General features: G+C 50.7%; 32 protein-coding genes. 2 read left to right on the top strand and 30 right to left on the bottom strand.

Annotated elements, in window-relative coordinates:
• Nucleotides 1-249: 249 nt before the first annotated feature.
• Complete coding sequence (locus tag DEO48_RS00930; protein ID WP_109844059.1) at nt 250-1,209, top strand: glycosyltransferase; 960 nt, start codon at nt 250-252, stop codon at nt 1,207-1,209.
• A gap of 2 nt (nt 1,210-1,211) precedes the next feature.
• On the opposite strand, the gene DEO48_RS00925 is transcribed toward DEO48_RS00930, so the two are convergent.
• The 26 genes from DEO48_RS00925 to DEO48_RS00795 all read right to left on the bottom strand — a co-directional run bounded on the left by DEO48_RS00925 (nt 1,212) and on the right by DEO48_RS00795 (nt 22,950).
• On the bottom strand, nt 1,212-1,751 hold the full coding sequence (locus DEO48_RS00925; protein WP_109844058.1) for a tail fiber assembly protein: 540 nt from the start codon (nt 1,749-1,751) through the stop codon (nt 1,212-1,214).
• Nucleotides 1,748-3,283, bottom strand: coding sequence for a hypothetical protein (locus DEO48_RS00920; RefSeq protein ID WP_109844057.1), 1,536 nt, complete (start codon nt 3,281-3,283; stop codon nt 1,748-1,750). Before DEO48_RS00920 ends, DEO48_RS00925 begins: the two co-directional genes overlap by 4 nt.
• A 16-nt stretch (nt 3,284-3,299) precedes the next feature.
• Entirely contained in the window at nt 3,300-3,899 is a 600-nt protein-coding gene (locus DEO48_RS00915; RefSeq protein ID WP_109844056.1) for a DUF2612 domain-containing protein, read from the bottom strand.
• Nucleotides 3,896-5,116: a baseplate J/gp47 family protein gene (locus DEO48_RS00910; protein ID WP_109844055.1), complete on the bottom strand. Its 1,221-nt coding sequence runs from the start codon at nt 5,114-5,116 to the stop codon at nt 3,896-3,898. The genes DEO48_RS00915 and DEO48_RS00910 overlap by 4 nt, the downstream gene beginning before the upstream one ends.
• A gap of 7 nt (nt 5,117-5,123) precedes the next feature.
• Nucleotides 5,124-5,477 (bottom strand): hypothetical protein, encoded by a 354-nt coding sequence (locus DEO48_RS00905; RefSeq protein WP_109844054.1) that lies wholly within the window; start codon nt 5,475-5,477, stop codon nt 5,124-5,126.
• Nucleotides 5,478-5,489: 12 nt separating this feature from the next.
• Nucleotides 5,490-6,269, bottom strand: coding sequence for a Gp138 family membrane-puncturing spike protein (locus tag DEO48_RS00900; protein WP_109844053.1), 780 nt, complete (start codon nt 6,267-6,269; stop codon nt 5,490-5,492).
• Nucleotides 6,250-7,113 (bottom strand): hypothetical protein, encoded by an 864-nt coding sequence (locus tag DEO48_RS00895; RefSeq protein ID WP_109844052.1) that lies wholly within the window; start codon nt 7,111-7,113, stop codon nt 6,250-6,252. The genes DEO48_RS00900 and DEO48_RS00895 overlap by 20 nt, the downstream gene beginning before the upstream one ends.
• A 2-nt stretch (nt 7,114-7,115) precedes the next feature.
• A complete protein-coding gene (locus DEO48_RS00890; protein WP_109844051.1) occupies nt 7,116-7,406 on the bottom strand; it encodes a phage baseplate plug protein in 291 nt (96 codons plus the stop codon).
• On the bottom strand, nt 7,403-8,092 hold the full coding sequence (locus tag DEO48_RS00885) for a phage baseplate protein (protein WP_109844050.1): 690 nt from the start codon (nt 8,090-8,092) through the stop codon (nt 7,403-7,405). The genes DEO48_RS00890 and DEO48_RS00885 overlap by 4 nt, the downstream gene beginning before the upstream one ends.
• Nucleotides 8,092-10,062, bottom strand: coding sequence for a phage tail tape measure protein (locus tag DEO48_RS00880; protein ID WP_146198224.1), 1,971 nt, complete (start codon nt 10,060-10,062; stop codon nt 8,092-8,094). The genes DEO48_RS00885 and DEO48_RS00880 overlap by 1 nt, the downstream gene beginning before the upstream one ends.
• Before the next feature lie 97 nt (nt 10,063-10,159).
• Nucleotides 10,160-10,603, bottom strand: coding sequence for a hypothetical protein (locus tag DEO48_RS00870; protein WP_109844048.1), 444 nt, complete (start codon nt 10,601-10,603; stop codon nt 10,160-10,162).
• Nucleotides 10,603-11,034, bottom strand: coding sequence for a phage tail fiber protein (locus DEO48_RS00865; protein ID WP_258306049.1), 432 nt, complete (start codon nt 11,032-11,034; stop codon nt 10,603-10,605). The genes DEO48_RS00870 and DEO48_RS00865 overlap by 1 nt, the downstream gene beginning before the upstream one ends.
• Before the next feature lie 9 nt (nt 11,035-11,043).
• Entirely contained in the window at nt 11,044-12,516 is a 1,473-nt protein-coding gene (locus DEO48_RS00860) for a DUF3383 domain-containing protein (RefSeq protein ID WP_109844047.1), read from the bottom strand.
• A gap of 2 nt (nt 12,517-12,518) precedes the next feature.
• Complete coding sequence (locus tag DEO48_RS00855; protein ID WP_109844046.1) at nt 12,519-13,073, bottom strand: LIC_12616 family protein; 555 nt, start codon at nt 13,071-13,073, stop codon at nt 12,519-12,521.
• Nucleotides 13,058-13,423, bottom strand: a complete 366-nt coding sequence (locus DEO48_RS00850; RefSeq protein ID WP_109844045.1) for a hypothetical protein — start codon at nt 13,421-13,423, stop codon at nt 13,058-13,060. Before DEO48_RS00850 ends, DEO48_RS00855 begins: the two co-directional genes overlap by 16 nt.
• Nucleotides 13,401-13,991: a hypothetical protein gene (locus DEO48_RS00845; protein ID WP_109844044.1), complete on the bottom strand. Its 591-nt coding sequence runs from the start codon at nt 13,989-13,991 to the stop codon at nt 13,401-13,403. The genes DEO48_RS00850 and DEO48_RS00845 overlap by 23 nt, the downstream gene beginning before the upstream one ends.
• A 2-nt stretch (nt 13,992-13,993) precedes the next feature.
• Nucleotides 13,994-14,434, bottom strand: coding sequence for a DUF4054 domain-containing protein (locus tag DEO48_RS00840; RefSeq protein WP_109844043.1), 441 nt, complete (start codon nt 14,432-14,434; stop codon nt 13,994-13,996).
• Between the two features lie 3 nt (nt 14,435-14,437).
• Nucleotides 14,438-14,797, bottom strand: coding sequence for a hypothetical protein (locus DEO48_RS00835; protein ID WP_258306048.1), 360 nt, complete (start codon nt 14,795-14,797; stop codon nt 14,438-14,440).
• A gap of 229 nt (nt 14,798-15,026) precedes the next feature.
• Entirely contained in the window at nt 15,027-16,070 is a 1,044-nt protein-coding gene (locus DEO48_RS00830; RefSeq protein WP_109844042.1) for a DUF2184 domain-containing protein, read from the bottom strand.
• Nucleotides 16,063-16,557: a hypothetical protein gene (locus DEO48_RS00825; RefSeq protein WP_109844041.1), complete on the bottom strand. Its 495-nt coding sequence runs from the start codon at nt 16,555-16,557 to the stop codon at nt 16,063-16,065. The genes DEO48_RS00830 and DEO48_RS00825 overlap by 8 nt, the downstream gene beginning before the upstream one ends.
• A gap of 2 nt (nt 16,558-16,559) precedes the next feature.
• Complete coding sequence (locus DEO48_RS00820) at nt 16,560-17,924, bottom strand: DUF2213 domain-containing protein (RefSeq protein ID WP_109844040.1); 1,365 nt, start codon at nt 17,922-17,924, stop codon at nt 16,560-16,562.
• A gap of 12 nt (nt 17,925-17,936) precedes the next feature.
• Nucleotides 17,937-18,629 carry a phage minor head protein gene (locus tag DEO48_RS00815; protein ID WP_109844062.1) on the bottom strand — a complete coding sequence of 231 codons (693 nt, stop codon included), beginning with the start codon at nt 18,627-18,629 and terminating at the stop codon, nt 17,937-17,939.
• Between the two features lie 52 nt (nt 18,630-18,681).
• Nucleotides 18,682-20,205, bottom strand: coding sequence for a DUF1073 domain-containing protein (locus DEO48_RS00810; RefSeq protein ID WP_109844039.1), 1,524 nt, complete (start codon nt 20,203-20,205; stop codon nt 18,682-18,684).
• Complete coding sequence (gene terL / locus DEO48_RS00805) at nt 20,205-21,734, bottom strand: phage terminase large subunit (RefSeq protein ID WP_109844038.1); 1,530 nt, start codon at nt 21,732-21,734, stop codon at nt 20,205-20,207. Before terL ends, DEO48_RS00810 begins: the two co-directional genes overlap by 1 nt.
• Entirely contained in the window at nt 21,688-22,734 is a 1,047-nt protein-coding gene (locus DEO48_RS00800; protein ID WP_109844037.1) for a terminase small subunit, read from the bottom strand. Before DEO48_RS00800 ends, terL begins: the two co-directional genes overlap by 47 nt.
• Before the next feature lie 18 nt (nt 22,735-22,752).
• On the bottom strand, nt 22,753-22,950 hold the full coding sequence (locus DEO48_RS00795) for a head fiber protein (protein ID WP_219933001.1): 198 nt from the start codon (nt 22,948-22,950) through the stop codon (nt 22,753-22,755).
• A 140-nt stretch (nt 22,951-23,090) separates the two neighbouring features.
• On the opposite strand from DEO48_RS00795, the gene DEO48_RS00790 reads away from it, so the two are divergent.
• The gene (locus DEO48_RS00790; protein ID WP_109844035.1) at nt 23,091-23,423 is read left to right on the top strand and encodes a hypothetical protein; all 333 of its coding nucleotides are present in this window, start codon (nt 23,091-23,093) and stop codon (nt 23,421-23,423) included.
• A gap of 70 nt (nt 23,424-23,493) precedes the next feature.
• Here DEO48_RS00790 and DEO48_RS26690 read toward each other — a convergent pair whose 3' ends face one another.
• The 4 genes from DEO48_RS26690 to DEO48_RS00775 are packed head-to-tail and all read right to left on the bottom strand — an operon-like array spanning nt 23,494 to nt 25,103.
• Complete coding sequence (locus DEO48_RS26690) at nt 23,494-23,640, bottom strand: hypothetical protein (protein WP_181366950.1); 147 nt, start codon at nt 23,638-23,640, stop codon at nt 23,494-23,496.
• Nucleotides 23,621-24,172 carry a DUF2514 family protein gene (locus DEO48_RS00785; RefSeq protein ID WP_109844034.1) on the bottom strand — a complete coding sequence of 184 codons (552 nt, stop codon included), beginning with the start codon at nt 24,170-24,172 and terminating at the stop codon, nt 23,621-23,623. Before DEO48_RS00785 ends, DEO48_RS26690 begins: the two co-directional genes overlap by 20 nt.
• Nucleotides 24,169-24,780: a glycoside hydrolase family 19 protein gene (locus DEO48_RS00780; protein ID WP_109844033.1), complete on the bottom strand. Its 612-nt coding sequence runs from the start codon at nt 24,778-24,780 to the stop codon at nt 24,169-24,171. Before DEO48_RS00780 ends, DEO48_RS00785 begins: the two co-directional genes overlap by 4 nt.
• Entirely contained in the window at nt 24,777-25,103 is a 327-nt protein-coding gene (locus DEO48_RS00775) for a phage holin, lambda family (RefSeq protein WP_109844032.1), read from the bottom strand. Before DEO48_RS00775 ends, DEO48_RS00780 begins: the two co-directional genes overlap by 4 nt.
• Nucleotides 25,104-25,466 lie beyond the last annotated feature (363 nt).

The following is a 25,466-nucleotide window of genomic DNA, read 5'->3' as shown; positions in this document are numbered from 1 at the left end:
ACCCCCAAATAAAGCGTTTTAAATCAAGCATATAAAAATAGTTTTGGGGAAGACAGCCGTTCACATCCTTGTGTGCTTAATGACCTATATCAACGGATTATCGTCACATTTCTGCGTGCGCGTATCGTTTACTCACATAGCGCACTAGGACGACCAAGAGACCTCAGGTTGTTTCGCTTTAATGCCAGCTCAGGTAAAATAAAGCGCTAAAGACCTAAATAAACTGGTAGCCATGGAGCATCGTTGAGGATGAATGAAGTAAAATTAAGCGTGGTAGTACCCTGTTATAATTCGCGAGATTTCATTGCTGAATGCCTGCAATCAATTCTACCATTTATGTCGCAAACGATTGAACTGATAATAGTAAATGATGGTTCGACAGACGACAGCCCTGATATTATTGAGCGTACAATTCAGAATTACAAAGACAAAAATATAACAGTCATTCATCAAGAAAATGCCGGCCTTTCTGCAGCAAGAAATGCAGGCATAAAAACAGCCAAAGGTGAATATATTGCTTTTTTAGATTCCGATGATTTTTTTCATACTGGTTTCTGGCGCGAAATATTACCTCTAATAGATGACTCCACTATTGATATAGTAGAGTTTAACGCCGAGCAATTCGATGGTGAAATAACTAATATAGTTGAACATATCGATTGCTCTGTATTCTCTGGAAGGATTGATATACACTCCGTGTCAGAATTATCTCCAGCATTCAAAAGATGCAAATGGTATCCATGGGCGAGAGTTTATAAAACCGCCCTATTCCATGAGTTTGATATTCAATTCCCTACAGGCCGACTCTATGAAGATATGAGTACAGTTCCGGTAATTTATTTGCATAGCAAAGTTATTTATGGAATTGACAAATCCTTAATCTGGTATCGTTATCATAAAAAAAGCATAACCCAAACGTTCAGGCAAAAAGATATTATTGACCTTGTTTACGCAGTTCAATCACTTTCGTTGCTGGCAAAAGATAATACAGACATTAAAAAAGCACTCTTCCCTACTGCGCAAAGAATATTTAACCTCATAAAATACATGTTAGTAAAAAACAACGGATCAAAACTTCCCCATGGAGAACAGAAAAATCTGCGCCGTGCCTTACTAACTTTTATTGGGAGCTTCAGGGCATCACGAAAAGTTCAAATATTAATTTTACCTTTATATCTCAATACCATTATAAGGTTTAGAAAGAAATAATATTATTGGGTTGGTTTTGGCGGCCAGTTTGGTTTTTTTGGATCAACCCTGCTCAAAAGAACTCGGTATTTCTTCCACTCATATAAGCTTTCGGTCTCCTCAGTCGTTGCAATTGATAAGTCTGCAGCGTCCTGTAAAGGAGCTATAACTGCTGTAGCTTCACTTATCAACTGATTTTTTATGCGATTATTTTCTTCCAAAGGGTCTGGATTAATTTTGACAACCTTTTCCCCATCAAATCCCCAACCACCCAATATATCAATATCTTCGGGAAAATCATCCTCTGAAACCTCCGCAATAAAGGAGTCAATAGGATTCAGTGAAGATACATCACGGGAATATGACGTAATGACTTTATTTTCATCGTATACTATTTTTATAGTATCTGGTGAAAACATTGATTGAATTTCATACCAGTCATCACCTTGTTCTGTTTGCAAAAAAACAACATCCATACCTGTGTTATTTTTAATAAATTTAGCATCTTCTAAGAGCTTTTCGTTTGTAGGTGTATATTTTGTAAATTTTCCTGCGATCATCATGCTACTCCAATGTTATACCATGTCCCATTAACCCTATACTGCGGATATCTATAATATACCGCTGTATAATTTGTATCCTGATATGAACCAGTAAGAACTGCGCCATCTGGTGCCATGGCCCATCCACTATTGTTATTGTTAGCCCCGGCCTGAGCACCTAAACGCACTCCAGTCAAAAAATTACCATTAACCCAATCACGAGGAGCCAGATAGATTATGGCATTAGTGGATTCCTGACGTAAATAAGGAGCTATAGGGTTATTCGACTCAAGCCCTACATATGTAATAGCATCTCTTTTTGCATAAGAGCTTAAATCCTGTTGTGGCGGAGGGTTGTTTGATGAATAGACACGGACATTAGGCGTATCATAAACCCCTGCCCCAGAAACTATTTTCCCACCAGAGGAAATTTCCCCAACCGAGATTAAATTCCCATTTTTATCAATTGTTAATCGTGTAAATCCATTATGCTGGAATACTAAACCATTTGTACCAGTCCCAGCGTCACGGGTAATACCAACAGTAAATTTTTGACCATACCAGTTGAACTCAACACCTGACACAACCCCACCAACTCCAGCTTGCACATTATATAGTGCAGACATATTGGATTCTGTTGGTAATGTTTCAATTCTTCCAAATTTGAATGTACCGCTATAGCTCCCACCAGTAGATGAAACCGCACTTACATCGTTAGCGTTAAGAGTAATATCAGCATTAAGCTGTTTATTATTAATTTTTCGGGTTGAGGGTACAAAATCATTTGGATTAGCCGTAGACATATCACTCAGTCCAAGGTTAGCCCTGGCTGCTGCTTGAGAATTCGTCCCGGCCGCCTTGATCTCCGCCAGATTATTTCGCACCATCAAAGCGCCATAATAAATATTGTTTCCGTCGCCATAAATCTGGTTTGTGGTTCCGGCCCCAATATTCACCCCGCTACCTGAGGAGGTTTTCACTGATACAGTAAAAGCGCCTGTTGTGTTGTTAATTACCAGCCACGTTTCAACCCATGCAGGCATGATTACCTGCACGTTTGCCGTCAGGGTCCCCGTGAGTACGATGGTCTCTTTTGCTGCCTGCTCAGGAGTCAGTGTTATATTCGTTCCTGCGAGTGCTACAGAGGTTAATCCATAGCGAATAGCGGGGATCCATCCTGCTCCTGTGTCGGGGTTGGTACTGTTATCGTCTGTGGTATTGAGCCAGAAAACATCCCCTGCAGTGTTCTGAATCAGTGCGCCTTTTGGGTAGCCCCCTATCGATGTTGAAAAAGCATCATCATAAGAGTACTGTCCGCCAGCGCACGCCCAGCGCACTGATTGTGTGATAGCGTTCAGTATGCCGTTGAAATCCCCGCCGGCAGGCGGAATACCACCTGCAGCAATAGGTGTCATCGTCAGCGGAGGAAACCCATCTGTGTACGATGCCGCGCCATCTTTAACCCCAATCTGAGAATTAACAGGTATTGCGTTTTTTGTCCCCTGATCAGCAAAAGGCACCGGAACGCGAGCCGGTATAGAAGCAAGTTTCATTCATGATCCTCTGGTGTTATTCGTCAGAAGGTGGACGCTGTATGTATGTGGTTACGCCTGCCGGCCGGGGAACGACATTGGTATTCACCATGATCGAATACTCAATTGTGGTTAACGGGAATTCGAAGACATAGCGCATCTGCATTTCGCCCATATCTTCAACATAGCAGCGCCCTCTCCCTTCAAAGAGAAAGCGCAGCAGGCGATTTACGTTCGGCGCGGTGCAGTCAGTTATGTTTGCCATGGCCTTAACCATGATTAACCGTCTGTAAGCCGAATCTGTGAGAGAGAAAACATATGTCCCTGTCTGGATCCCGGTGTAGAAAATGCCGGATCCAAAGGGCCGGGGATCGGTATATACAGGAGTGGTAAAGTTGGCTTCAGTAAAACCGAGATAAACATCTTCAGTCACCAGTTCAAGCTTGCGGGAAACGTTTACGATCTTCCCCCATATATCGAGCCCGAATCCCTGGGCTGTATCGACGTTCCAGACAAAATTGTAGAAATCGTCCAGGTTCACCGAGGGATCAATATTCTCGTTAAAGCTGTTAATGAGACCGACAATAGTCGGACTGTTTGCGTACTGGCTTAGCAGTGTGTCGGAAACATTATTCATACGTCCACGAGCTCCACGGTAATATTTTCGGGGCTTAGTGTGGGGCGCTGATCGATACCCAGAGCCAGCGAAGTACTCAATGAGCTGGCAGACAGACCGAGCGTGATTGAGAGAATATTGACGTTGCTGTCGACAGCTGACACGCCTGCATAATATCGTCCGGCGTAGATAGTGCTTGCTATGCGTGCGCGTGAACCACCATCCTGCCCGTTGAATGCACTGATAACGGCTTGCCTGACGCTGTCTTCAATGTCGTATGGCAGTTGGTCGTTGGCACTTATCTGGACTTTATAGAAAACGGCGCTGGCGGTCGGTGTCAGCCAGGAAACCACATACTCGGGGTATGGCGTTTCATACCCGTCCCGATCTTCAACAGTGAAAGACGTATTGCCCGTATAGGAGCACCCAAGCGATTTTTTCTTCCAGATTGCATCTGCTACCGCTGCGGGATCTCCCCCTGCAACGGAAACGCATACGGAGTTTTTAGCAATCGGGAAATTCGTTACGCCGAAAGTGATATCCGTATTTTTGTCGTTGTCCTTAACATATGCGTCAAGGACGTTATTAACGCTAAGGACGCTGGCAAGTATCGACTGTGGGGAGTTAACGGCATTTGCGGCCACGCTATTACGCCGCCTGAACTCAAAATCAGCCCGGCTCTCCACATCCACTCCCGGCGTACCGGCTGTTTTATTGGTGATGCTGTCCCACCCGATTTGCGCACGGAATATTTTCGACAGCGCGCCTGCAGGGCAAGCAATCGGGCCCGTGGTTGAGCACTGAAAATCGACATCGACCGTCCCGTCGGCTCCAATTCTTGCGTCAACGAGACTGTAATAGAGATAACCGCTGGTATCCTCTGCCATTGAACCGGCAGGGATTGGCGTATTCACCTTTCCCCTGCAAGTACCCGTTACAACTGTGCCGCTGGCGGATATGCGTTCGATAAAATAAATCCGGCCAATAGCATCCTGCCAGCGCCCGCTTGAGGTATCGGGATCCACCTGGTTCGATATCTCCGCTATCTGGTCATTTTTATTGCCGATGATAGCGGCCTGGCTCTGGGCAAGCTGTCCCTGCGGTGAAGATAGCTGGGGGTTTACACCGCCGCCAAAGGCCTGATCGATGTCGGCCTGAACTCCCTGCAATATTTCGCTTTCTTCAGGCAATACGACGCCCTCAGGCGTGAATTGCACCTGTGGCACATTGGTTGTCATTGTTACCTCAGAATGAAGCTTCGGATTCGTTACCGTAGCTGTCTTTAATCAGGATTCGACCAGTAAGCTGGCGATTTTCGAACTGGAGAAAGTCGCATTTTGCCGTTACCACGCCGGGAACGGTAAGCGCTGTTTGCTCAATGCGGCTTTTAACAAGGATCATTGGAGGCCATTGCCCCAGAATTTGCTGCCAGTACGGAACCCCCTGAGAGGTGTCATACCAGCATTCTCCGAGAAACGTGCGCACGGCACTCGCCACATCCTGTGCAACAGAATACGGTTCTGTCGCACAGGCTATGTTTCCGTTTATATCCAAAACCAGATCCCATGCGGTGCGATCCAGTAAGAGAGTTTTCTGCATAATCACCCCAGATTACTTAACAGGCTTGCCGCTGTTCCCGTCACCAGGCTGAACTTTGTCATGCTCATGATCCGAAAGCGGCACGCCATTTCCGGTTATTTCTTTTTCCGCTGTAATCGCGCCACCAAAGTTTGCATCACCGCCATTCTCCCCTTTGCCCTGTGTTAAAGCACCGTCGAGCCCGATTGAAGGGGCACTCAGATTAACAGACTGGGTTGCAGTGTCACTTATGGTGGGCGCGGTATTACTGATTGACTCCGTTGCCTCCTGACTGATATTTGGAGCCTGCAGTTTGATGGCTGTTGGCGATACCAGCGTGATCCCTTCGGTAGAGAACTGGATGTACTGCGCGGGGTTTCCGTTGAGAAATCCACCAAAGTAAAATCCATCGGAAAAATGGTTTCTGCGATTCGAGCCGGGCGCCGATACTTTACGGGTGCTTTTGACGTTGCTGACATCCCGGTCAGAGACAACGGCCAGGCCAATATCTCCGACTTCAGGATCGATAATTATCGCGTTCGTTCCCCCCTGCATACGGAGGTAAGGCATATCATAAATAATGCCATGTGAAACGATTTTCCCTGTTCCATCGAGCTGGGAAACTAACGGCTCGACATCAACAGTGCCAACCGGCTCAATCCCTCCGGCATTTCGCACGCCGCGAACAATAACAGGCATAGCCGTGCGCACTCCCGCAAGATACTGCTTAATGACAAAACTGATCGCGCTGAACTGATTGGCATCCGATTGCGGTCGGCGTTGCCCTGGCGCTTTAGAACGTTCTTGGGACATCGTTATTCCATACCCGTAGCGAAGTAAACCAGGGGCCGCCCGGCACTTTGGAAGAGATAGAGTGCACGCACTGGCTGATCCCGAAATCGCCGCAGGCCTGCGGGATAGAACTGGTAATGGTCACACGTCGGCCATAAACGAGATCGGGGTTAAAAGATGACGTAACTGCAAGGCCGTATGGGTCAAATTCCGGATACCCTACAAGCCCGGTTTCCGGGCTGAGAATTATTGATTCTTCATTAGTGAATGCCCCATCAGGCCAGATCTCAACGGTGTCATTTGCGAGCCTGCAGCCAATCCCTGTCGCCGTTGCCACATCCTGTATCTGGGCCATTACCGTGCCACATAAATAATGGTTCGACAGCTGCACCGTCACACCATGATTAACAAAGGCGAACCCGGCAGCTGCAGCGAGAGACTTCATCATCGTTGCAACATCCGTTACCCCCTGAAAACTGTTTGCAGCTGCAGGTACCATTTTTTCGAACCAGCCGGGAGAGGAATCAATACAGAATGCGACATCCGGGAGGCTGTTGTAATCGGTATATGCGTCAAAAATGGTTCCGGCGAACACCTGCGTCATTCCTTTCTCGTCATCCCCCGCCAGCAGGGTTAGCGCGTTGTGGCTTATTCCGGTACGAATAGCCATTGTCGCCAGCGTATTCATGTCTTCCGGTTTCATCCCCCAAATACGCAGGCTGCATGTCCCCTGCTCGAATATGCCAAAGCTCTCAATATTCGCCATCATCCGGATCCCGGACAGCGTTAACTGGTTGGTTCCATCGGCGAAGGTTTGATCCTGCAGTGTAAAAATTGCAGTGATCTTTTTTTCAGTAAATGCCACGCCTAACCCTCCTGATATATCAGCAGCCAGCGGGAATTGAAGCCGGTAAATACCGGATCGCTGCTCCCCTGGGTATCAACAAACATCAGGTTACCGATAAAATGCAGATAACTGCTCCGGACGAGGTTGACGCGATTACGTACCAGCCCGGCATAAACCAGAGGTTTACCGGCCACAGCGAGATCCACATAAACCAGCCCGGATTTCTGATAAATCTTGAGGGTGCAGTTTTGCTGGCTCAATACGATATTCATCTGCTGGCTGGGAACCGCTTCAATCGGGATGAGTTTCATGATCCCCCCTGAATGGCTGCACTTTGCGTAGGTGATGGGGTCACTGTGTTGGTAGTGCCCTGATTTTTTGTATCCGCAGCTGAATCCGTTGAGACCGTTTTATAACTTGCCTCAACTGTCTGCATAATTTCACGCATAAATACCTCAGCAGTCAGCAGCGTAACCCCCTCGGTATTGGTGCGCTTATAGTCGAAATGGACAAGGTTCAGCGATTTATAAACAAAATCAGGGGTCACAACGTTGAACGTCAGCAGTGAGGCTTTCATGGCCTCCAGCGTCCCCAGAAACGTTTCTCGCGTCATGCCGGCAGAAATTCCTGATGACAGACCAACCGACCCGCTGGTAAGCGTGCCTGCCCCGCTGCAAGTCATCTTCATGCGGATATCAAAAGGCTGTAGCACTTTGTTGTATGACCGAAATCCTCCCTCCTCAACCGGATAATCGGAGATCCTCGCGTCCCCGCGATACTCAAACGCCAGCACGGAATCAGGTTCGATCATTTTTTCCATCGTGTCCGGAAGGTAAATTCCCCATCGGGGAGAGGTAACTGATTCAATAATGGAAAGAGGGTTTCCGCTCGTTACGGCACTGACGAGATCACCAAAATCGGCGGAAAAATCCGGATTGCGTGCAATTGACGGGACGCCCGGCACGTTCGGAACGTTGGGAAAATCAATCAGAGGCATTAACTCATCCCCGAATCAGCCTGATAAATTATCGGATTACGGCGCAGCGCACCCGGCAGCTCTTTAGCCATTGCGTTAGCGTCTGTAGCCTGCGTCTGGATAGTGATCTGCCCGATATGCGTTTCGTTATGCACTTCCCGTGTAACTGCAGGCGCACCTGCAGCAGCAGGAGGAGCAAATGCATAACGCGATGCTGCGCCGACAGGCATACCACCTGTAACTTTTTGTAGATAGGCCTGCGTTTCTGCAGGCATACGGCCCAGCCCTTTTTTTGCAACATTTCCCGGCCCCCAGTTATAGGCAGCCAGCGCCGTTTTTAAATCACCGTTAAATTGCTTCAACAGCTGCGACAGGTAACGTGCGGCAGCATCCGATGATTTCTCAGGGTCAAACTGCTCCCCTTCCTTCAGTCCGAGGCCTTTAGCCGTTCCTGGCATAAGCTGGAAAAGCCCCTGTGCACCTGCGGATGAAACAGCGAACTGGTTACCGCCTGATTCGGTAGTTGCGACGCTCTTCAGTAGTCCATCAGGCAGGTTATATTTGGCCTCAAGCTGTCCGAATGTGCCTGCCATCATTCCCAACAAAGCGGCGCCTTTGCCAACTGCCCGGGGTATTTTTACCGACTGGGCATGCTGTTCTGGCTCTGCTGAGGGTTGAGGATAGCCCCCGGCGGGAGCTACACCCGGAATATCGAGCGCGGCCTGTGGAGTGCCTTTCACGCGGTCTTTGTTCATAGCAATATCGAACCCCATGCTGCGCAATGAGTCCTCGATATTATTTTTCGCGTAGTTGTAGCTGCTCTTGAAGGTCGTACCTACATCTTCTTTGTGGTCATACAACCACTTGATGTAATAGAGCGTTGCCATGAGCGGCGCCAGCGCAGTAAGCGAAGTGGCAAGGCCACCCAGGGCAGAAGCAACGCCAGCAATCCATGACGCCAGCTGCAGGCCAATTAACGTTTTGGCTACGGTTTCCCAGCCGCCAAAGAAATCAACCACCTGCTGCACGTCGTCAATAATCGGTTTAATTTTACCAGGCAACTCCTGGAAGAACTGATTTATTTCGCCTCGGTGATCCCGGATCCAGTCTCCCCCTTCCTTCAACAGTTGCGTAACCTGTTTAATTTGCGGTTGTAACGCTTCCGTAAGGGTTAGTTTTGCGGCCTGCCATTGTGAATCGAGGGATGCCCAGGCACGTTCCATTTCCTGAGCGTTGCGGATAGCCTGGTCGGTTACAGCTGAATTTCGCTCTTGCTCTGCCACGTAGCGCTTTGTGGCATCCGAGCCTTGCATCAGCATGTTGATAGTACCCTGATCGATACCCGCCATTTTTCCGAACTGGCGAGCCTGTTGCGGCGTGGCATGCACTTTTTCAAAATACCGGGCAACATCCAGAAGCAGATCCGAAGATTTTCGCGCTTTGCCGTGTTCATCCATGAACTGAATGCCCATCGAACGGAAAGCCTGAATGGTGCCGTTACCGCGCCCGGTCATCTGAAAGCTGGTAATGCTGTCCTCAAGCCCCAGCATGGTCGCCTGCATCGTTTTGGCATCACCACCAAATCCTTTTACAGCATTACCCCATGCATCCACCGTTCTTGCAGACTCGCCGATCAACGTCGAAACGCGCCCCAAATCGGCCATGTTGTGCGTGGTATCGATCAGGATATCTTTCACGCCTTTCAGCGTCAGCGTAACCCCAATCAGCGCAAGCATTTCGTTTCGAACAGAACGAAAAAATTCAGCGGCCTTTTTCCCTTCTTCGGCCATTGCTTTAGAAGTGGATTCCGACTCCTTTTTTAATTTTCCGAGGTCTTTCGTTACCTCGTTTGTTCCTGCAGTAAAGGCGCTGGGGTCAAGCCCCAGCGTCACCAGCAGCGCATCTATTACGGTCGCAGACATTATCACTCCGCTTTGTTGAGCACCGCCTCGTTGTGCCTGTCCACCTGGATAATCTCGATCAATATCCACAGGTCTTCCAGCCCGTAAACGGTATCAAGTTCGTGCAGAGTGGCTTTGCCGGCAGATATTACGGTGGCAATGGTAGATGGGACGTTGGTGTATTCAACTAAGCCGTAGGGGGGATCGGAGAAGTTGACGCCGTAGTCGATTTCCCTACGGCTTTCAAAAAATCCGAATGCAGGCCAAACACCTCTTTACGCAGAGTAATGCGGGTTGCAACTTCTTCAATATCATCCTCCTGCACGCCGCGAAGGATCTGCGGGCGCGAAGGATCCGGCATAATCTGCACACAGGTAAACATCTCCCCGAGAAGATATTCAGCTTCGTCATAGGGCAGTTGCGTGATCAGATTAATGCCGTAGGACACAATACCCGCGAAGCCCATTTTTTCGATGCCGTCCGGCAGCTGCACGCCGCTGCGCCCAATAGCCAGGAGCGCACGCAACGCCCACATTTCTGCGCGTGACGCGGGCATTTCGGTTATCTGGAAAACTTTCCCTTTATCGCGCCCTTCGGCGGTAATGGTTACGGTCTGGATTTTACGAGCCATTAAATATTTTCTCCGACTACACGTTCCCACGAAATTTTAAACGGTACCGCCTGCATGACTTTTTTCACATCGGGGATAGGTTTGTAATTCACAAGTATCCCGTTGCTGAGCGTGTATTTTTTCCCGATAGCCGGTAGTGAAATATTCGCTGTGCAGTTCAGGATTTCGCGAATGGCGTCCATAGCGTTGATCCAGTTACTGAACACCTCAAGTGATGGTGAATCCGGCATAAGCGTGATCGTCTGCACAATCGGGTTGAATATGTAACCAGCGGACTGACGACCATCAACGCCCATCACCACCTGCGCTTTGTCGACAGCATCGACACTAAACGCATCATCAGCAGCATACCCCTGCAGAATCTGCGCGTTGGGGTAAACGCTATTGATCACCAGCGAATACGTGGAGTTTGCTGAAGTAATTGATCCCATTTTTTTACCTTACTGAATTTCGATTGATGCAAGGGTGAGTTGCTGAATAGAACCACCATCCGCGTAATAAAGTGTCATCGGCGGTGATGCACGTTCAGAACGAATATCCGCCGTCGCTTCAACGATCTGCAGGTAGTAGCCCTTATTAATGATCGAGCTGGTCACATCGGAACCGACGGCCTGAATAATCTGCGCCTTTTGAGATTCGGAAATCGTCGTTCCCGTTCGAATAGCGCCGAAGTTGAGGGCTTTACCAATTGGATCCATGCAGGAGGATTCCACCATTGTGTAGCCATCAGTTGCGTAAGGAATGGAGCCGACTGCAGTTAGCAGATCGATCATGGCCTGCTGCAGGTTTGCATTAAGCCAGATCTGATTGATGAAGGAGTCCATCCATTTGAAACTGCCCGCCACCGCACCATTAAAGAGAATATTCCAGGTTGTTTTTTTGTTGGCATAAACACCGAAGTAGTTGTAGCCATTCGACAGCAAGTTCGCCGCTACGGTACCGTCATCAACTTCTGAAACAAGGCCGCTCTGAGTTCGATAAGCCCATGTTGTGCGACCATTTCGACGGTTGAAGTCGAGTGAGGCAGCAATTGCCATGGAGAAGACGGCTGTTTTAGCGGAGCCCCACAGTGGGAAAACACCCTCATACTTATTCGCTTTAACCTGCGCGCCAAAGGAATCTGCAGCATTAGGCTGCTGTGCGGCAGGATCTGTGTCCCAGCCGACATAGGCATATTCGTAATTACGGCCGTTCACCCATTCCGAAAACTCAATTTTTTGTTCGAGATCGGGCTCTACGGTAGTAGTGAACACGCCCCAGTTGGGCGCAATGCCAACGATTTGATCCATCGTTTTTTTAGGCGTCACAACGCCAACGCCCTGCGATGCAATCGCGCCGCTGTCCTGGCTGAGTTTAAGGCTACCGGCCAGCGTTCCAGTGGCTGCTGTGATGGTAGATGCCGTCCCTGTGGTTTTAGATGTCAGCACAAACCCCTGTTTGGTCGAATCGTACACGGCGGTTACGGTACCAACCGCCTCAGCGATAACGTCTGCAGCATCCGAATAGCTGGTAATTGCTGAAAAATCCATATCGTCTGCAGTTACCGCTGTGCCATCAACGGTGATGCTGAAAGTGCCAGTAAACAGCTTCATATCATCCACAGACACACCCGCAAGGGATCCGCCTGTCAGCATGGCTGCCGTGGCGACCTGCGGCCACAACGAAAAGAGCAGGCTGGCCGGATATTTAGTGCAGTTGGTGAAACCTTTGAAATAAATATCAGCGAGACTTTTTTCGAGTGAGTCTGAACCGAAAAAATCACCGACATCATCTGCGGATGCAAACGGCATAACTTTGCCGGACGGCATATACGTGCTGCCTGTCAGAATGAGGCCATTCATATCGACAGCGCTACCGCCTGCAGTCAAAACGCCAGGCACCACAGTAGCGAGCTGGGAAGCAGGAATAGACATATTTACTCCGGTGGGAAAGTGGCATCCACAGATGCCGGTTTAACGTAAAGTTCAGCGGCGAATTCCATCGGCGTGGAAATCACCAGGTTGAACTGAAGATGCAGATCGAGCGTCCAGCGTTCTTCGTACTGCTTTTCGCCGTTGATCATGGTTGTCTGGTGGGGCTGGTCGGCATAAAGCGGAATAACAGAAAACCCTTTATCCTTCGTAAGCTCGGCGAACCACCGGACGGCATAGCCTGAGCGCGCCAGCGTGAAAATGGTCGATGCGGTGGATCCCGCATCCTCACCGTAAACATCGAGCTGGCAGATCCACTTTTTCGCCTGGTTGGTTAGCTCCAGCCCTCCAGTTGGTTGACCGCTATCCTGCCAGGTCGAATAGGGTTTATTCAGCTCGTCGTTATTCAGCCCGGTCATCGTAATGAATCGGCCCTCAGGCATCGCCACTCGGTTATCCTGCCCTTTCACGACTTCGTATAAATCGCCGACCACAGAAAGCAAAAAACCGCGCAAGGCGGTTCTCAGGTCGGTTTCAGTAATGTTTACTGCTGCAGGCATAGCGCCACCCTCGACCAGTCGGGCCACATTTCAAGGACAGCAACGACAAGCCAGGTTTCACCGTTGATGATGAAAAGATCCCCACCCTTTTTATCTTTACGCACCACCCCATACCACGCACCCGGAATGTATGCGGTGCAATCCACGCCCTGAATATTCAGCTGTTCGAGCTGCATCAGATCGCGCTGGGTCAGGTTCTGCTTTTGTACCACCACATTTTCATCAGGCAGATATTGCGGCGCACGGCTGCCGTCTGCCGCTGTTCCATAGCCATTGCTGATCCGTGCGATAGCGGGAATGTTTGGGTTTACGGATTGGGTGAGTCCGTTAGCTATCCGATTCAGATCCATTTGTTGTTACCTCGAAATCTACAGAATTGAGCATGTGTCCGGTTTCAATAAGCGGTTTTTCAGAGCCTTTTTTACGGATTGTGGATCTTGCGAGAGGTGGATCATTGAGCTGCCGAATAGAGTTTTGCAGTTGGCCCCGAATAATTTCACCAGTAGCATTCATTGCCTGCTCTAGGTCGTAATTGTTCGCTTTAAGTGCTTTAGAAACCAGCGCCCCCCAGCCTTTGGACTGCGCCCAAATCATCTTTCGAAAAAATGGGCGCGGCGGGATCACGATTCTATGCGCGGGGATAGTGACGGTCTGGACAAAATCCGCTTTGTTTTTCTTCACAAACCGATTGCCCACCTCGCCATTTTTTCCCTGCTTAAAATGCAGATCCTGCGTCCGCGCCGGGACATCAATTTCGCCGCCCCACTCCTGCACAGCAGCAATCTGGGCAACTGGCGTCCCGTCGGGGTAAGTAGCCCCCTCCAGAAAACCAACTTTCAGCAAATCCCCTTTGCCCAGACGCTTCGCCACTTCCAGCAGCTTTCGTCTGATTTCCTCCCCACCACTGAATCCCGACATATCTACGGCCTCCGGTAGCGCAGCATTGAACGATATCCGGCGGCGGAATAACTGCGCCCCGGAACGTACTGCATCGTGCGATATGGTGCGGTAGCGTTCCAGTACGCTGCCCCATATTTGGTCTGCAGGTACCAGGCCTCTGTACCCGATACCGGCCCCATATCAGCCGAAACGGACACAGAGCCTTGTGTAGCACTGCTGATACGCCCCACAAGATCAGAGGCTGCTTCGCCATTACTCCCGGCGTTCAGCTTCGCTATATGGGCTGTGAGCATATTCAGCAACATGGCGCGCTGCTGTAAATCGGTTACGCGACTGCTGTCGGTGTTGTCGAGGTAGATCGTTGCCTCGGTGAAAAACTCCTGCAGCAGATCAGGCGGGACAGCCGCAAATTCCGGATAACGCTTCCGGAATTTTTCAACATCGAAGACAACGATCCCCATCGGTTAATCCTCTTCGTCGCTTTCCGGGACTTTTTCCAGATCTTTGCCTGGCTTGTCCGGGTCGAGCCCCTCCAGCCCGGTACGTTCATTCTGGCGCTCCTGTGCCATATCCTGAGCGCTGCGAGTGTCGGCGTAAGCAAATACCAGTTCGTTTTTCACGTAGGGTAATTTTGCATGCGCTTTTTTCCAGGCTTCCCAGAATTCCGCATCAACGTTTTCGGTCAGGCCGTAGCCGTTCAGGATCCGGGAATCGCGGGAACCCCGCAGCTCAACGCTTTTCCCGCCGAACGTCATTACAAGCCCGCATGGTAATTTGCAGCCGATGGTGACAGTGCCGCTGATTTTTTCTTGTTCTTCGCTCATATCCGAAGTTTCATCCTGTGAAATGGTGATCGTTAATTCTGGCGCTGCAGGTTGCTGCAGTTCAGGTGAGGCCTCTGCGATCAGCAGAGGCTCGGTTAATTCGTCAGGAATTGCCGGTACTGACGTTTCGGCAGCCCCAGAAACAAAAACCGCAGGGGTTTCCTGCGGTTCATCTGATTGACCTGCAGCTGCAGGCGGATTTTTTGGAGGTCTGCCGCGTCTCGCCACGTTACACCCCCAGCATGCCTACGAAGCCCAGCGGGTATCGAATGATCGCGCCCCAGGTACCACCTGATTTTTTCTGCTTAAAGGAGGACAGCCCTGTAACGACAGGATGGGCGCGCATCTTCTCGGTAAACGCACCGTAACCCGTAGTTTTGTTATCCACTTTTTCGAGCTTGAGCTGCACCATTTCGCCAGCATCAGTGGAATATTCAACTGCGGTTTCGATACGCATATTCGGGAAGTTTTTCTGCAGCAAATCCGTCACGTTCACTTTGTACATGTTGGTTTTGGTCAGGTTCACTTCCACACCCGGCGACATGCTGAGTGTCATGGCGTCAGTGCGTTCCAGCTGGCCTTTAAGCTGAGTCGCCAGCTTTTTATAAAGCCCCTGGGAGATGTCGTTATAAATCGCCTCAGCGTCTTTATCATCCCACTGCAGGTTACCGCTGCCGTCGTCAATCGGCGTAATTGGCGCAGCCAGCGCCGGATCGTTCAGCATGCCCCAGTTCCTCAGTCCAGCGATGCCAAAGAAGTAGGATTTGTTCTGGAACTTAGCCAGAGTCAGCGCACTGGCGACGTTAAGTTCAGATGCGTAATTGATCTGTGCCTCGCCGTAGCGTGCCAGCTCTTTTTCGCCCCATTTAGTAATGGTCTGGAAGTGATAACTTTCGCGGTATTCCCAGTTAGGGTTAGCGCTGGTGTTACCATTATTTGAGTAATCGCCGTATGAACTCACCGTGCCCGCAGACTCGATCATCGGGAATGATGCTGTTGTGGTTGTCCAGTCGCCTTTTTTGGTTTCACCCAAAATCTCGGCGGCCTTCATCGGAGTCACCAGTACATTGATAACTTCCGGGTCGTAATAGTTGGTGAGATAGGCCGGAATACCGCTGTTACTGGTAGTCACCAGCTGCGGCGCGGCATCCATTGCCAGCGAGTAATTACTGCGGTACTGGTCGAAACGCTCGTCCAGAAAATCCGCATCATCACCCGGCAGAACAATGCCGTATTCACGTTCGGCGTAAATTAAATCTTGATGCTTAGGCATAGCTGTTTCCCCAGGTTCCCATTTTGATAAGTTCGTTTGCAGCGCCAGCACTGCCCACGGTAAAGATCGTTTCCACGCTGCCGGCAATCGTTGCCCCTGCCGCTCCGGTGGAAATTGTGCCGTCCGTCAGGTTGGCGAAAATTTTCTGCCCGATGGTGGCCGCCGTCGTCGTTTTGACGACGAAATCACCACGGGTTTTCAGATCAACTGCCATACCTGCCGGGATCACCATAGAGGCGTTACCCATCCAGTCGGTGATCAAGGCCTGCCCCTCGCGGCTGACAAAACCGTGTGGTGCACCAGTGCCGGTATTTGCTGCGGTCATGTTGTCAGCGTCAGCCCAGGCGAAGCGCCCGACCCTCACGCCATCATCGCCCGCCACCAGTGCCCCCTCGCCTGCGAGCCACGAAGAAACAGGGTTATCGCTTGCGAAGTCTCCTTCAACGCCGATCGGCAAATCCTGGTTAATTCGAGTCTGGAAACTCATGCTTAGCTCCTTACTAATTTATTGGCTTTAGGGAAACGGGTTGCAAAACCGATAACAGTTTTAGAATCCATTGCCAGCCCTTTGCCCGGTTTGGCAGCCTGATGCGCAGAGAGCTGCATTTTTACCATCGAGCGGAATGCAGACGGGTGTACCCCTTCGATTTCCACTTCCTGCTGTTCCAGCGCATAGCGATAAATATCTTCCGCGCTGTCCATCGCCACGACATCACCCACCAGCGGCTTAACCTCGATCTCGGCCTGGCGAATCGCGTTGAAATCTTTCACCGCTTCTTTACGCGCCTGGGTGCGGGCAGTTTTAATTGCTGCATCCATAGCGGGTTTAGCAACTTTGTCGTCGTCGTTCTCGTCCTCAGCTGGTTTCTTTTTCCCGTCGTCCGGATCAGCATCTGGATCCGCGTCCTGAGCCTGTCCGGTAATGGCAGCCTTGATTTTCGCCAGCACATCGCCGTTTACCTTACCTTCTAGCGCCGAAAGAACCGTCTGCAGAATTTCATCGTCGTCCTCAGCAGGTTTCTTTTCGTCGTCGTCCGCTTCATCTGCGGCGGTATCGGTCGTTTTTTCGATCTCGTCCTCTTTCAGCTCGGCATCCTGCGCCAGTTTGCCTTTGAACTGTTTAGCGACTGCTGCGGCCAGCGCTTTGCCCGAAGCATGCGTGACGACAAGCTCGGTCAAATCCTTTTTATCAAGCGCAGCATCCTGCGCCAGCAGTGGGCGCAGATACACGCTCAGCGCTGTACGCCGCGCAATATTCTTCGCGGTGATTTTTTTCTTCATTTCTTTCATTTCCTCAGGAAGTTTGTCGCCAACGACGACATCTGGCCCCGCGCGCCCATCAGGGACGAGGGATACATGGTTACCAGCCAAATCACGCATAACGCCATCGTAATGCTCGCCCTCGTATTCGCCGGGCGTCATGTCTGCACGATAGTGATAAGCGGAAGACAGTTCGTTCTCTTCCTCGCTCTCAATGCCCCCTATCGCAGCGGCATCCCACACAGCCAGGCTGTTATTGAGGTATGGCGCAACAAAAGCCGCTTCACTGCCGGTTGTGCCAACAATATTTTCTTTCGGCAGGTCGTGAGCAGATATCGGAATGTGTTTATTGAGCAGAGGCAGGTTGTTAAATGTTGGCGCGGCCTTTTTCAGTTCATCAGGATCACGCAACAGGTAATAGATTCGGTTTGGTTCAAGGCCGAGCGCCTCAGAATCTGGTATTTCACGCCCGTAATACGGGCAAATCATCGCTTTTGAAATCGGGCTTACGCTGACATGTAAAACGCCGTCTTTGCTGTACGTGCGCACGCTCGCCCGATCAAACGCGAGGCGATCAGGGTTATTTCTTTTCATTGAGATTTCCGGTCAGTCGTTAAATCCGGGCAGAACCATGTCCCAGCCGCATTTGCAGCCTATTTCTTTACCGGGAAAGACATATTTGCCTTTGATGAGCAGGCCTTTCGAGAGGTCGAATTCTTCACCGTCAGCCTTGACGTGATCAGGTCGCGGGTATTTACCGCCGTGACTATGACGCCAGATACCCTTTTTCGCTCCGATAGAACGCTGACGTGCTGCGACCATATCAGCGGTGGCTTTATTGTTCTGGTCACGTGCAATCAGCGCAGCGCGCCGGTGGGTTACACCGTACTGCTGCTCTATTTTTTCAGTGAGTGCACCAAGATCACGCCCGGCGGTAACTGACTGCATGGTGATGGTTTCAACCTGCGTCAGGTACTGCTCGGGTATGCTGCGGATCAAACCCACGTTTTCGCCGATGGTCGCCTGGTATGCATCCCGCATTTCATCGGTCATTTTGAACGGGACAGAAAAACCAACATCAGAGAGTTTTTTCTGCACAGATCTATCGGTGGCGCTGAGTGTCTTATCAGTAAATTCCCGGGCGAGTTCTTCCGACAGTGCATCAAATTTAGCCGTCCACTTTTTATGGAGACGGCGCGCCGCTTTTCGCAATGCAACCGCCGGGCTTTCGTCCTGGGCGATCCCCGCGTCACTGCCGACATACACGCGGGATATTTCCCGCTTAACGTCCCTGTTCATGGCATCTATCTGCTGGTTGAGGCGTTTTCGGTACCACGCCTCGTTACCAGCATTAGGCTGCACTCTTGCCAAAGTTTTCTGCGTCGTCTTCCTCGTCTTCCTCTTCGTCTTCGAGGTCGTCATTGTTATTCAACTCCAGCGAGTGATACGGGCTATCCGGGTCAGAAGCGAGACGCTCGCGCGATTCATCTGCAGACAGGCTGCCCACGTTGTTAACCAGAATGTCGTCCGTTTCAGCCTCTATTTTCCGGATGTTGGCTTTTTCTTCGTCACTCAGCTCCATCAGCGGTTCAAACTTAAAGCTGATATCCGGGTCGATTTCCCCAAACTCGGAAAGCTGAATGATGTTTATGGCCTCCTGCAGGTTGTCCCGATATACCGCCTCCTGGTTGGAATGAATATCATCATAAAACACCCTTATCTCACCATCAGACGAGGCGTTAAGGCCGTTCGGAGTGATCCCGGTAAACTTCACCAGCGGGATGCTGCTGACGCTGCACATGTGCTCCTGAGACTGTGCCTGCAATGTATCAAGGCCAGAGAGTGGCGCGTTGAACTGAAAAAATTCCTCGTTCTCAGCGTTCAGGAACATCACCCCGCGGTTGTCCCGATAAAGCTCGAACAATTCCGCGCGATCACGCAGGTCTGAACCATCGCCACCGGAAAGCGTGGCCTGCATATTGGTTTTCACGCCGGACGTGGAATACGAATGCACCATATCGCCAACGCTATCGCGCGTACGCAGCCAGTTATCGACATAGGGTTCCGCTATCTGTGTTAGAGACAGGCCGCCGAAGTTGTAGGCTGCTTTCAGCACATCCGGCACCGGGCGAGAGACAAACATCAGGAAGCGCGAATCGTGCACTTCCTTCCCCATTACGTACCAGCTCTGGGGTTTGTAATAGTCTGCCTGCAGCGGGTCGCTCGCGTTATACACGCCGGGGTAAGTCCACATAGGCTCTACGCAGCGGAATGCCACGAGGCTGCCCAGTGTGATTTTTTTGTCAGAACGAAAAAGCTTGGTCTGCAGCTCCACCGGATCGACAGAAGCGGCGATCCCTTTTGGCGTCCGGACTTCAATATAAATCTGGCCGCGTCCAAAAAATCCGTCATCGTCCATCGCCTTTTTAAATGCAGCGCGGAGTTTGTAGCGCTTCATGGCCTTTTCCAGAATTGCAATTTTCTCGCTTTTATCCTCCTCCCCGACGCTGGTTAAAGTGATCCACTTACGCGTCATCTCCTTTGAGTTCACATCCACCATTTTGCGGAATTCAGGCCGCTGGGCGAGCTGTGCCAGATAGGGATAGCCAGGAAAGCCGCTTTGCCCGGTTGTCATGCCTGCAAAATCCGGGCTGCCGTATGGCGTGGCGTCCATCGCCAGCACGGCGCTGCGGATATCTGCCGGAATAACGCCTGCAGGTGGCTGGTATTGTTTAAGCGGGTGGATGTACTTCAACTTTTTGGCTTTTGCCATCGACAGCGCAACAGCACTTATTTTTGGTCGGGGCGGTTTTTTCTCTTCTGGTGGTGGCGGAACGTCTGCCGGTTTGCGGCGAAAAAAATCGAATATTTTCATTAGCGGCTCCTGAGCGCCTTTTTGCTGATTTTGATCGGGGCATCGATAATTAACATGTCGTCTATGGCATCCATCATTGGATCCAACTGGTCATCATGCGTATTGAATTCCGTGTTGATCCCTTCCATCTCAACCAGGAAATCATTAACGAAATCGTCAACTGCCGGCAGATAGATAAAGCCCGATTCCATGTACCCCTGGGTGTCCATGAGGCGCGTGTATTTATCCTTGTTGCGTTGAATGGCCTTAACCGGACAAATAGCCTCGTCGCGGATATCCTGAATCAGGCCAGTGCCTGAGGATTTATCTTCAACCGCCATGTAACGAAGCGGGCCGTTCTGCATCGCCCGGGCTTTCGCCCAGAATGCCGTTGCGCGCCGCTTAAGTTCTTTCGCTTCCCATTTGCCGCGAATCATATCGATCAGATACATGCGCCCGTCCTGCCCCAGCCCCCAGTGCTCTAAAACGGAATAATCGTTAACTTCCTGGATTTTTTGGGCGGTGTCCGCGTATATGGCGCGCCATTTAAGAAGGGGTAAAACGGTGTACTGTCCGAACCAATCGGACTTAATCAGGCCGCCACCTTTCGCTGTCGGTCGCTGCTGGTAGAGGGCATTCCAGACAAGGGATCCGCGCTGCTTGCATTTTTCTACGAACGCGCGCGGCATGCGTTCAGGAAAAAGAATTTCGCCTTTTTTCCGTAGGGCGTATTTTTTCCCGTTCAGCTCGTGGAATTCGTCGTTTTCAGCCTCCATAGGGAAACTAATTACGCGCCACTCCTCGCCACCCTCTTCCGCTTTCTTCAGCAACTGCCCCGCAAGGTCATCTTTATGCCAGCGTGTCAGGATGATTATGATCCCGTTCAGCTTGGGATCCGCGCGGGTGAAAAATGTCGTGTCGTACCAGTCGATCACGGCTTCCTGATACGCTTTCGACGACGCGGTTTTATAGTCCTTCGCCGGGTCGTCGATTATTCCGATGTGCATGCCCTGCCCGGTGATACCACCATTCACGCCAGCAGCGCGGTACGAGCCTCCGTGCAGCTTCCCGTTCTTGTCTATGGTTTCCCACAGCTCTGCCGTTCTGATTGCGCCCCCGGCGACCGTACGAACGTTTGAGCCATTAATGCAGGTCTTCGGGAAAACTTCGTGATAACGCGGCGAGTCGATAATGCGCTGCGTATCGCGTGACATTCGGTTTGCCAGGTCAGCAGAGTAAGAGCACGAAATAACATTCCAGTCAGGATGTTTGCCCAGGGCGAAAGCGGGAAAGCGACGTGAGGCCAGTTCACTCTTACCAGAACGCGGAGGCGCGAATATCATCAGGCGCGGCATTTTCCCGGCCTCGACATCCTTCAAAAAATTATCCAGCTCGGCACAGAGCAGTTCATTGAACCAGCCCGTTTCATAACGCGGGTTGGTGTACAGCGTGAAATCCATCAGCCCTAGCCGGGCCGCCAGCATCGCCCTTTTTTTGAAAGCCTCAAGAATCGTCGAGTTTTTCATCGAGCTGGTTTTTGCGACGGCCATATCCCAGCTCCTCTAATGCCTCGTGCAGTTGTTCATCGGTCAGGTCGGCATCTTCGTGCGGATCATCACCAACAACCGGATCTCCGTTTTTCCTGCTGGCTCTGATTTCCAGTAGCTTGATTAAATCGCGACGTGCCGCTTCCTGGCTGGCTGCCTGCACCTCGATGCCGAATTTTGTTTGTTTCACCCCGGTATAAAGCCAGCGCGCATCTCCCTCCAGATCCCGCGTATCAGGGATAAATACGTGGCCCGAACCTTCACCGAAACATTTCGGACAATCCGGATTGGGATCTGCCGTATCGCAAAATCCGAGGCCGCCATACTCAGGATCCTTTTTTCCGTCCTTTGCTGCTGCAGCTGCTGCCCTGTCGAATTCGGCAATGTCGCGCCACTGGTAAAGATGATGTTCGCCCCAGCAGTGCCGGCAGTTAACACGCCGGTATTGTGAGAGGTCATTTGGATTTGCGCGGGTGATAGAAACGAGTTGGTGAATTATCTCGTCTATCTCTGCTGAATAGCGTTGCTGGAATTTGTCACGAAGATAGCGCACGGCCTTCGCAACCTTAACATTTCTATACAGCCTGCTCGCTGCTGCATACGCCGTATCGCCCTCGCAGGAATATCCAGCCTGGCGATATGCATCTATTCGGCTTTTCCCCATTGCTACCTGTTCAGCGAAAATCCCTTGCTGCTGATTTAGCCCGAATTCCGCAGGGTCGAATAAAATTTCATGCCGGGGTTCCGGTTCAGGCTCAGCGTTTTTTTTTATTTCCGCTGCAGGTTTTTTTTCAGTGGTACGCACCGTTTTTTTTTGCGTACCGGTTTTGCGTACCTGCGTACTTTTTTGCGTACCTTCTGGCTTGTTGCGTACCCAGCCATTTTTAATGGCGCGCTTGCGGATTGCTCCCTCAGTTAGCCCGTATATTTCGGCAAGCTTACGGAGAGAAAGCACCCCGGCACAGTAATCGCGCTCAAGGCCGCTATCTTCCGGTTTGCTCATGGGCTATCTGTCCTAGTATTACTCGGGGATGATCCCGCTTTTACGCAGTGAGGCCAGCAGGGTATTTAAATCAGCAACCACACCCGCAGCATCGGTCGCTACAGAATCCGCTACTGCATCCCCCTGCTTTACCCCACCAAGGGTTGTGGCCGTCGCTGCCGGCAGCGTGTAACCACTACCCTCGATATCTTCCATCGAGGGGACTTGCACAGGCATACCGGATGCAGACATAACTTTTTTTGGCATAATCTAGCTCTCCAAATAATTTAAACGTTACAACAAGAAGTTGTCTCTTATCGCTGCTGCATATACAGCGATCTGTTAGCATTCCTAGTCCACATACCGGAGGTTTCTACATGCAATGGATTTCAGTCGTCGCCACCAGCGCAGTGATTTCTGCGTCGGTTTCAGGGTTGTTAACGCTCTGGAACGCCCATCTACAGCGAAGGGTCGAAGAAAGGAAAAGGATCGCAGAATTTGCTATGAAAATGGCTTTCTCCGAATGGGAGGCGCATACGGCGCTTATGAAACAAGTGGGCCGTGGCTCTGTTCTTCCACCAGAGATTTATTTTTATAGGTACTCATTGCTCCTGCCTCTTCTCGATAAAGGAGAGTTAACGCCAGAAAAAATGGCCGAAGTGGATGCGGCCGTTCAACATATGGTAGAAACGAAACCCCAGCGACAGTAAATCTTTAACGTTTCGCATCGCTCACCGACTTCACATTATCGAAGCCCCTCGATGAAGGGCTTCTGTAATGCTATGCCGTAGGATGAAAAGTAATACTTGCGTTGAGTGCCTTCAGCGCGAGTTTTTTCAGCCCGATACGCACCAGAATTAAATAAAGCAACAACCGCCATTTATTGGCGCTGATGTTGTATCGAAACTCACCTTTGACCTTTTTCATTCCGATCTCTTTTGGTCACTTTGTCGTAGGTTCGTTCGCAGGTACTACCGGCGACATAACGTTCATCAGCCTCTTTTGCGAACTCTCCCGCCAGGCTGTCAGCTTCGCCAAGCAGCTGGGCGAGCAGGCTGGCGACCTCGGCTTTTGCCGCGCTTGCTGTGGCAATTGCGGAAAGTCGGCCGGTTTCACTTCCTGCGAGTTGCCGTTGTAGGGTATCGAGCTGCCGCTGCAGCCCACGAGCAGCCAGATCAGAAGCGTCAGCATCAGCCTGGACTTTTGCCAGTTCGCTGGCCCCTCTCTTCTGTTCATCATCTGCTACCTTTTGCCTGCGCCTTTCTTCTGCCCGCTCGGTAACCTCCCGGTGCAACGTTGCGGTGGAGTCAGCGAGATCCCGCTGCAGCCATTGCTGACTCCATGCAGAATCTGCCGAATCGTAGCCCGCGTCATATGCCCGCCATAATAAAAAAACCACCAGCAATGTGACCGCCAGTGGCTTCCAGTATTTCCCCAGCAACGCGAACAGCGCCGTCATACAAGTACCGATTTCGCCTTGTCATAGCGCGCCTGTCGATCATCGAGGCCATTAGTGCCGCCGTTAATAATTTTCGTAACGGCTTTAAGATCCCCGGAGTGCTTCAGACACCCTTTTGCAGCATAAAACCACGCAGCAGAGCGGGCTGCATAATCGTCCTGCTCCAGTAGCTGAGGGACCAGCAGCAAATCAGTGCCGAGGCCGGTACCGCAATCCCGGTAATTGTCGTGACCGGTAATCTGAATCAGGCCACGGCCGCGATAATTCCATCCATCGTTCTGCTCAACGTTACCCATGCGATTTGCGTACACGATATTTGCAATGGATTTTTGGTCTGCCGGATGATCTGCAGTGCGGCCATATTGTTGCGCAGTGTCTGCTGTGAAGTATTTCCCGAAAGTAGCCAGTAAACCATCGGCCGAATAATTCAGGTTCTCCACAATGCGAGAGAAACCACCAGATTCATGCCCTACCTGGGCAATAAACATTGCCTGATCGTCTTTGGACTCAATGCCAAATTCTTTCATGGCTGCAGTTAGCGGCTGATACCAGCGCGCAGCGAGATCGGCGCTGATACCAGCCGCCTGTTGGAGTTGAGATTTATTCATTCGCTTTTCTCTGTATTGATGCCGGTTCGTTTGGTAAACAACGCCACGGCAATATCACGCAGTCGGTCAGCGCCAATAAAACCAATCATGCCGCCAACGAATGCGCCGGAATTTGCAGGAAGGCCCAAATATTCGAGAATTGCTGATACTGCCAATGCTGCAATTCCGCAAACCAGTGCCCCGGTAGCTGTATAGATTTTGGGCTTTCCAGCCCTTATATCCATTAATGCCGAAATCCCTAAAGCCGTCAGCCCGGCATAAACCGACGGCAGGTATACAGCCAACCATTTCATTGTTTGCTCAATTATTCCGTGTTTTTCCATAGCCACCTCCAGAATGGGGAGCCGTGTGAGAATAAAAAATCCCCGAAATTCCAGGAGCGGAAACGGGGAAAGCGTTGCACTAAATTGACCTGTCAGCGGCCTTAATATGAGAAAGCCCCGGCGAATGCCGAGGCCTTTAAAAAACAAAACCCCACCGAAGTGAGGTTTCTTGAATAGAGAGGCATCTCATCCAACAAACCACCCGAGGTTAACTGGAATTTAACGAGATGCTTTTGGATGAGCGCTGAACCCAAAGGTCAGTATTTTCACACAGCAATTTTGCAAAAAGCAGCGCCCATTCAAAACGGGGTTGCTTTTCAGTCGCTCCGGGGAACCCATCATCGCAGACCGAAAAGCTTAAAC

The sequence above is a fragment of the Enterobacter sp. CGMCC 5087 genome, assembly GCF_003144775.1.
In the GTDB taxonomy this organism is placed as follows: Bacteria; Pseudomonadota; Gammaproteobacteria; order Enterobacterales; family Enterobacteriaceae; genus Enterobacter; species Enterobacter cloacae_M.
The sequence above is the reverse complement of the archived record's forward strand: the minus strand, read 5'-3'. Positions and strand labels throughout refer to the sequence as shown.